Here is a 6,711-nt window from a genome sequence, read left to right as displayed (position 1 = left end):
CCCTGCCGGCCACGGGGCGACCCGGCCCCAAAAGACCGGATCGATAAAGGCACTGGCTTTTAACACGCTGTTGAGTTCTCAAGAAACGGACACCCACCGTGCTCGACCCGCATCCGCGAGTCTCGCCCCGGGGCGATTCATTTACTTTATCGGTTCCGCCTGGATTGTCAATTCCGGGCTTCCGATCCGCTGTTCGGTTCCGCTTGCGCGATTCCTTTCCGGCGGTGGAGCTATTTCATCAGATCCGGCTCGAATGTCAAATTCGAGCTTTTCCCGACTCCGTCCACAGCACAACGCGCACGACAAAGGTCGTGTCTTGTTGATGATGGAGGTTCCCATCGGCCGGCCGCCGCTCGTGGGGCGTCCTGCATCCGGATGGGACGAAGAGATACTGTACCCACTCCCCTGACCGTCGTCAAACCCGGACTCCGCCCGTGCCCGCGCCCGCACCCCACCGGACCCGCCGCTCCCGCCGCGTCCTGCCGAAACGAGGCACCCACCTCTTACCCGATCTTGCCGGACCAGGCATGCTGGAGACGTTCCAGGGCATGACGCTGCCCACGGCATGGAGGTGTTCTCATGAGCTACTACCCGCCCCCGCAGCATGGCGGCCCCGGCGGTTACCCCAGCGCGCCGCCACCGCCCAACAATCTCGTATGGGCGATCCTGACGACGCTGTTCTGCTGCCTGCCGGCCGGTGTGGTCTCGATCGTGTTCGCCGCGCAGGTCAACTCCAAGTGGCAGTCGGGTGACCACGCGGGTGCCATCAGCGCGTCCAAGAACGCCAAGACGTGGGCGATCGTGTCGGCGGTCGTCGGCCTGCTGGGCATCGGCGTCTACGTCGTGATCGCGGTGGTGGCCGCGAGCAGCGGCAACAGCTGAGCCGTGGGAGCGGGTCGCCGCCGATGAGGGGGGAGCGCGGGTCCGCCGCACCACCGTCCGGTCGGCCTTTCGACGCGCCCCGCGGCCGATTCCCGGCTGCGGCGGCGCGCCGCCTGCTGGCGCCGGCGGCCGTACTCGTCCTGGCCGCCTCCGCCGTCGCGTACGTCGCGGCCGTCGATCCCAACGACGACGGCCACTATCCGACGTGCCCGTTCCTCTCCCTCACCGGTTACCAATGCCCCGGATGCGGTTCGCTCCGGACCGTCCACGCGCTCGCGCACGGAGAGCTGCGCACGGCGGCGGGGCTGAACCCGCTCGCCGTGGCGATGGTGCCGGTCCTCGTCTTCTTCTGGCTCCGCTGGACGGCCGCCCGCGCGGCGGACCGCCCCGCCAGGACCAGGGCGGGCGATCCACGGCTGATCTGGGCGCTCCTCGCCGTCGTGCTGCTCTTCTGGCTGGTGCGCAACCTGCCCTTCGGCACGTTCCTCGCTGCCTGACGAGGCGCGCGGCCGTCCGCGCCGCCCCATCCGGGCGGTCGCCATACGCGAACCAGCTCGCCTGCCCTGCGCGCCCCTCAGGTGACGGGCACGATTCGGGCCTCGGCGAGGTGGCCGTCGCGGACGTCCAAAAGGCCCAGGGTGCCGTGCGGCTGGCTGCGGCGGTCGGTCGGGGAACCCGGATTGAAGATGCGGACACCGTCGCCGGTCTCGTCCAGAGGAATGTGGGAATGGCCGAAGACGACGAGGTCGGCGGAGGGGAACCAGCGGCGCAGGCGGCGGGTGCGGCCCTGAGCCTGGCCGCTGTCGTGGACCATGGCGACGGAGAGGCCCCCGAGGTCGAGCCGGATCCGTTCAGGAGCACCCCAGGCGGCCACATCCGGTTCGTCGTTGTTGCCCAGCACAGCGTGCACCGGTGCGTATTCAGCCAGTTCATCCAGGACGGACGCCACGCATACGTCCCCGGCGTGGAGGATCACGTCGGCGGTCCGCAGATGCTCGGCGACCCGAGACGGGCACCTCTTCCACCGGCGCGGCGCGTGCGTGTCGGACACCACCACCACTCTCATCCCCCGTTCGTGCCCTGACGCGGCCGCATCCAACGCACCACACCGCGAACACGAACCTCACGGGCGCCCCGACCGTCGACGACCCGGACCGTCGCGATCGCGAGCGAAGCCGGATCCGAGCGAAGCAAGGATCCGATCGCGCAGCGAGCCTCCAGGAGCGTCGGAGCGATGCAGCGATCGCACCGCGGCACCCGTGGAAGGAAGGCGCTCCAGCGCCTGACGCCGAGGGCGACGCAATCAACGCAGCGGCACGCGCCAGACCAGTATCGTGCCGCCGCCTTCGCGGGGGCGGGTGCTGAAGGTGCCGCCGCGGCTCTCGGCGCGTTCGCGGAGGTTGCGGAGGCCGCTGCGGCGGCCGCCTTCGGGGATGCCGACGCCGTCGTCCTCGACGCGGAGGGTGAGGTCGTCGCCGACGGTGATGACGACGGTGGTCTCGGTGGCGCGGGCGTGGCGGGCGACGTTGGAGAGGGCTTCCTGGAGGACGGCGAGGAGCTGTTCGCCGCCGGCGTCGTCGACCTCGGTGTCGAGGAGGCCGTCGAGGCGGACGGAGGGGGCGAAGCCGAGGTTCTCGGCGGCGGCGTCGGCGATGGCGTGGACGCGGCTGCGGAGGGACTCGTCGTCGGGGGCGGTCTGGAGGGCGAAGATGGAGGAGCGGATCTGGCGGATGGTGTCGTCGAGGTCGTCGACGGCGCGCTGGACGCGGACGGCGACGTCCCGCTTTTCGGTGATCTTGACGGCGCTCATCAGCGTCATGGCGGTGGCGAAGAGGCGCTGGATGACGGTGTCGTGGAGGTCCTTGGCGATGCGGTCGCGGTCTTCGAGGACGGCGAGGCGCTCGACGTCGCGGCGCCGGTCGGCGAGTTCGAGGGCGACGGCGGCCTGGCCGGCGAACGCCTCGAGGACGCGCTGGGCGACATCGGAGAAGGCGGCGCCGCCGGGCGGGTTGGCGACGGCGATGACGCCGCGGGCGGACGCGCCGACGCCGAGGGGGACGACGAGGAGGGGACCGATCCGCAGTTCCATGGGCACGCCCGCCTCGCGGGCGGCCTCGGCGCCGTCGGGGACGCGGAACGCGACGCCGTCGTTGTAGGCCTTCCCGGCGATGGAGTGGCCGACGGGGAGCCGGATGCCGGTCAGGAGGTCGGCGTCCTCGCCGTCGGCGGCCTCGACGACGAACCCCTCGCGGTCGTCGTCGGCGAGGGCGACGGCGGCGAAGGCGGCGCCGGCGATCTCGTGGGCGCGGCGGGCGACGAGGGTGGTGACGTCGTGGAGGGCGACGCCGGAGAGCAGGGCGGTGGAGATCTCCGCGGACGCCTCGAGCCAGCGTTCGCGGCGGCGGGCCTCCTCGTAGAGGCGGGCGTTCTCGATGGCGACGCCGGCGGCGGTGGCGAGCGCGGTGACGACGGCCTCGTCCTCGTCCTCGAACTCGCCGCCGCCCTCCTTCTCGGTGAGGTAGAGGTTGCCGAAGACTTCGTCGCGGACCCGGATGGGGACGCCGAGGAACGTCCGCATCGGCGGGTGGTTCGCGGGGAAGCCGTAGGACTCGGGGTGCTCGCCGAGGTCGGCGAGGCGCAGCGGGCGGGGGTCCTTGATCAGCAGGCCGAGGATGCCATGGCCGTGGGGCCAGTGCCCCATGGCGGCGATCTCCTCGTCCGTGACGCCGACCGTGAAGAACTGGACGAGGCGCTCGCCCTCCTCGCCGATGACGCCGAGGGCGCCGTAGCGGGCGTCGACGAGGGTGGTCGCCGCCTCGGTGATCCGCCGCAGGACGGCGTCGAGGTCGAGTTCGCTGCCGATGGAGACGACGGCCTCCAGCAGGGCGTGCACGCGGTCGCGGGTGGAGCGGGCCGTCGCCAGCCTGCTCTGGAGTTCGCTCAGCAGGTCGTCCAACTGGAGCTGGGGCAGGAGCAGCCGTGCGCGGTCGTCACCGGACCGTGGTTCGTGGGGCACTCTGCCATTCTGCGGCACGGTCACCGGTCGTCGAACAGCACCTCCTCAACTGGGCGCCGGACGCTCTGCAGGGGTTCGCCGTCGGGGACGCCCAGGCGCAGCAGGAGCTGCGGGTACGCGTTGCCGCAGAAGGTCGTCCGGATGAAGGCCCGCAGTTCCGGGACGAGGAGGGCCTGCGAGTGGTAGGCGGCGGCGAGCCCGTGGCCGGCGGCCCGCAGGAGGACGCGCTGGAGGGCCTGCCCGGTGCGGAGCCAGTGCGCGGGGCCGTCGGCCGGGGTGACGAGCAGGAGCACGGCGCCGGGCGCGGCCTCGGCGGGTGCGGCGGCGAGGCCCCAGCCGTGGCCGCGGGCGAAGTCGCGGGACGCGAAGTGCGGCGCGGTGCGGGGGGTCTCGCGGGGGTAGGCGCCCTGCTGGACGCCGTCGGTGCGGCGGGTGCCGGGGGCGGGGGCCCAGCGGGCGGTCTCGGCGGTGTGCGCGGGCGAGCGGCGGCGGCTGTGCTCGGCGGCGTTCGTGAGGGCGGCGAGCGCCCCCTGGACGTTCGCGTCGACGGCCTGGATGAGCCGGGCGCCGTCGCGTCCGGCGTCGTCGCGGAACGCGGCGAGCAGGCCGGGCGGGACGGGGGCGGCCTGGAATCCGCCGCGATGGCTGCGCCGCCGCCGGATCTGCGCGTGCAGGAAGAGCGCGTCGTCGTCGGCGAGGGCACCGGGAGTGGCCTCGACGTCGGCGAGGAGGTGCGGCCGGTCGGGGTCCGGGAGGATCCGGACGGTGGTGTCGTGGCCGCGGGCGTGCAGCGCGATCCGCAGGTTGAGCAGGGCGGCGCCGCAGCTGATGAGCATCTCGCGGCCGTCGGGGTCGGAGGCGTCGAGGCGGCGGTCGCCGTCGGCGCACAGGGCGATACGGGCCCCGCGGACGCCGAACCGCCACGGCTGGGTGTTGTGCACCGACGGTGCCCAGATCGCGTCCTCGACGGCCCGGCGGATGTCGGTCGCCGGCGCCGTGCCTGTCGTCGTGGCCTTCATGCTTCCAGAGCAGCACGGGCGGCCGGGGCGGGCCATGGGCCGAAGGTCCGGTGTGACGGGGACCTCTGGCGGCACGGGACCTTCGGCCCTGCCGTGGCCCGCCGCCGCCCGCTTGGTTGATCACATGGAGCACGATGGAACGCGCCAGGAGGCGCTCGGCCGCGCCGAATGCCTCATGCTGCTGCGCTCCGTGCCGATCGGACGCGTGGTGTACACCGATCGCGCGCTGCCGGCCGTCCGTCCGGTGGCCTTCGTCCTGGACGGCGACCGGGCGGTGGTCGTCCGGACCGCGCCCGGGTCGAAGTTCGACGCCGCGCTGCGCGGCGCGGTCGTGGCGTTCGAGGCTGACGCCATCGATCCGGCGGGCCTGACCGGCTGGACGGTCACGGCGGTCGGCCGGGCGCAGGCGGTGACGGCGGGCCCGGAGGCGGAGCGGCTCGCGGCTCTACCGTTGCGGCCATGGCTCCCCGGACCGCTGGACGGGTTCATCCGCATCGTGTTCCGCTCCGTGGCAGGACGCCGGCTGGTGTCCCGCGGCGCCCCGGCCGCAGCCGGGCCGCTCTCCCTACAGGAAGGTTGACCATGCTCTCGTCCGACAGCGCCGAGATAGTCCGCGCGACGATTCCCGCCGTCGCCGCCAACGGCGTCGCGATCACCGGCGAGTTCTACTCGGCGATGTTCGCCGCCCATCCGGAACTGCGGAACACGTTCAACATGGGGAACCAGGCGAACGGCGAGCAGAAGCAGGCGCTCGCGGGGTCGGTGGCGGCGTTCGCGCAGCATCTGGTGAGCGACGAGTCCGACATCCCGTTCCAGCACATGCTGGCGCGGATCGCGCACAAGCACGCGTCGCTCGGGATCCGTCCGGAGCAGTACACGATCGTCGGGCGGCATCTGCTGGACGCGGTCGGGAAGGTGCTCGGGGACGCGGTGACGCCGGAGGTCCGGGCGGCGTGGGACGAGGTGTACTGGCTGTTCGCCACGTTGCTGGTCGCGGAGGAGGCGAAGCTGTACCGGGACGCGGCGTGCGACCCCGACACGCTGTTCCGGCCGTGGCGGGTCGTGGAGCGCCGGGAGGAGGCCGAGGACGTCCTGTCGTTCGTGCTGGAGCCCGCGGACGGCGGCGTGGTGCATCCGCACGCGCCGGGCCAGTACGTCACGGTGGCGGTGACGCTGCCGGACGGGCTGCGGCAGCCGCGGCAGTACACGCTGTCACGGGCGGCGGACGGGCGGACGCTGCAGATCACGGTGCGCCGGGTGCGCGGCGCGGACGGGGCGCCGGAGGGCGCCGTGTCGACCTTCCTCCACGAGAACGTCGCGGCCGGGGACGTGCTGGAGGTGTCCGAGCCGTTCGGCGACGTCGTGCTGGACGAGGGACCGGACCCCGTGGTGCTGATCACTGCGGGCATCGGGATCACGCCGGCGGCCGCGATGGTGGACCGGCTGGCGGCGGAGGACACCTCGCGCGAGGTCGTGCTGGTGCACGCCGACCGGCGGCCCGCCGCGCACGCGCTGCGGGAGCAGATCGCGGGGGCCGCCGAGGCGCTGCCGGGCCTGCGCAGCATCACCTGGTACGAGCACGCCGAGGGCGCCGCGGGCGCGGACGTCCGCGAGGGCCTGGTGGACGTGGCGGAGCTGCCGCTGCCGCCGAAGGCCCGGGTGTTCATGTGCGGCCCGATCCCGTTCCTGCGGGACGTGCGGCGCGGCCTGCTCGACTCGGGCGTGTCCGCCGAGCGGATCCACTACGAGGTGTTCGGCCCCGACCTGTGGAACGGCGCCGCGTAGCGTCGGGCG

The 6,711-nt window shown here is 73.0% G+C and carries 7 protein-coding genes; 4 read left to right on the top strand and 3 right to left on the bottom strand.

Translation table 11 applies throughout. The annotated features are described in order from the left end of the window. Nucleotides 1–579 precede the first annotated feature (579 nt). On the top strand, nucleotides 580–882 hold the full coding sequence (locus IE99_RS0126475; protein ID WP_030176643.1) for a CD225/dispanin family protein: 303 nt from the start codon (nucleotides 580–582) through the stop codon (nucleotides 880–882). Between the two features lie 23 nt (nucleotides 883–905). Further along, nucleotides 906–1,379 carry a DUF2752 domain-containing protein gene (locus IE99_RS0126470; protein ID WP_157610497.1) on the top strand — a complete coding sequence of 158 codons (474 nt, stop codon included), beginning with the start codon at nucleotides 906–908 and terminating at the stop codon, nucleotides 1,377–1,379. A 77-nt stretch (nucleotides 1,380–1,456) separates the two neighbouring features. On the opposite strand, the gene IE99_RS0126465 is transcribed toward IE99_RS0126470, so the two are convergent. The 3 genes from IE99_RS0126465 to IE99_RS0126455 all read right to left on the bottom strand — a co-directional run bounded on the left by IE99_RS0126465 (nucleotide 1,457) and on the right by IE99_RS0126455 (nucleotide 4,917). Beyond that, entirely contained in the window at nucleotides 1,457–1,948 is a 492-nt protein-coding gene (locus IE99_RS0126465; protein ID WP_030176637.1) for a metallophosphoesterase family protein, read from the bottom strand. Between the two features lie 237 nt (nucleotides 1,949–2,185). Then, entirely contained in the window at nucleotides 2,186–3,898 is a 1,713-nt protein-coding gene (locus tag IE99_RS0126460) for a sensor histidine kinase (protein ID WP_030176634.1), read from the bottom strand. Between the two features lie 20 nt (nucleotides 3,899–3,918). After that, nucleotides 3,919–4,917: an Acg family FMN-binding oxidoreductase gene (locus IE99_RS0126455; RefSeq protein WP_030176632.1), complete on the bottom strand. Its 999-nt coding sequence runs from the start codon at nucleotides 4,915–4,917 to the stop codon at nucleotides 3,919–3,921. Between the two features lie 124 nt (nucleotides 4,918–5,041). On the opposite strand from IE99_RS0126455, the gene IE99_RS0126450 reads away from it, so the two are divergent. Further along, on the top strand, nucleotides 5,042–5,497 hold the full coding sequence (locus IE99_RS0126450) for a pyridoxamine 5'-phosphate oxidase family protein (protein ID WP_051713303.1): 456 nt from the start codon (nucleotides 5,042–5,044) through the stop codon (nucleotides 5,495–5,497). Nucleotides 5,498–5,499: 2 nt separating this feature from the next. After that, on the top strand, nucleotides 5,500–6,702 hold the full coding sequence (locus IE99_RS0126445) for a globin domain-containing protein (protein WP_030176629.1): 1,203 nt from the start codon (nucleotides 5,500–5,502) through the stop codon (nucleotides 6,700–6,702). Nucleotides 6,703–6,711 lie beyond the last annotated feature (9 nt).

Origin of the sequence: Spirillospora albida (assembly GCF_000718255.1) — a bacterium.
GTDB lineage: Bacteria > Actinomycetota > Actinomycetes > Streptosporangiales > Streptosporangiaceae > Spirillospora > Spirillospora albida.
The sequence above is the reverse complement of the archived record's forward strand: the minus strand, read 5'-3'. Positions and strand labels throughout refer to the sequence as shown.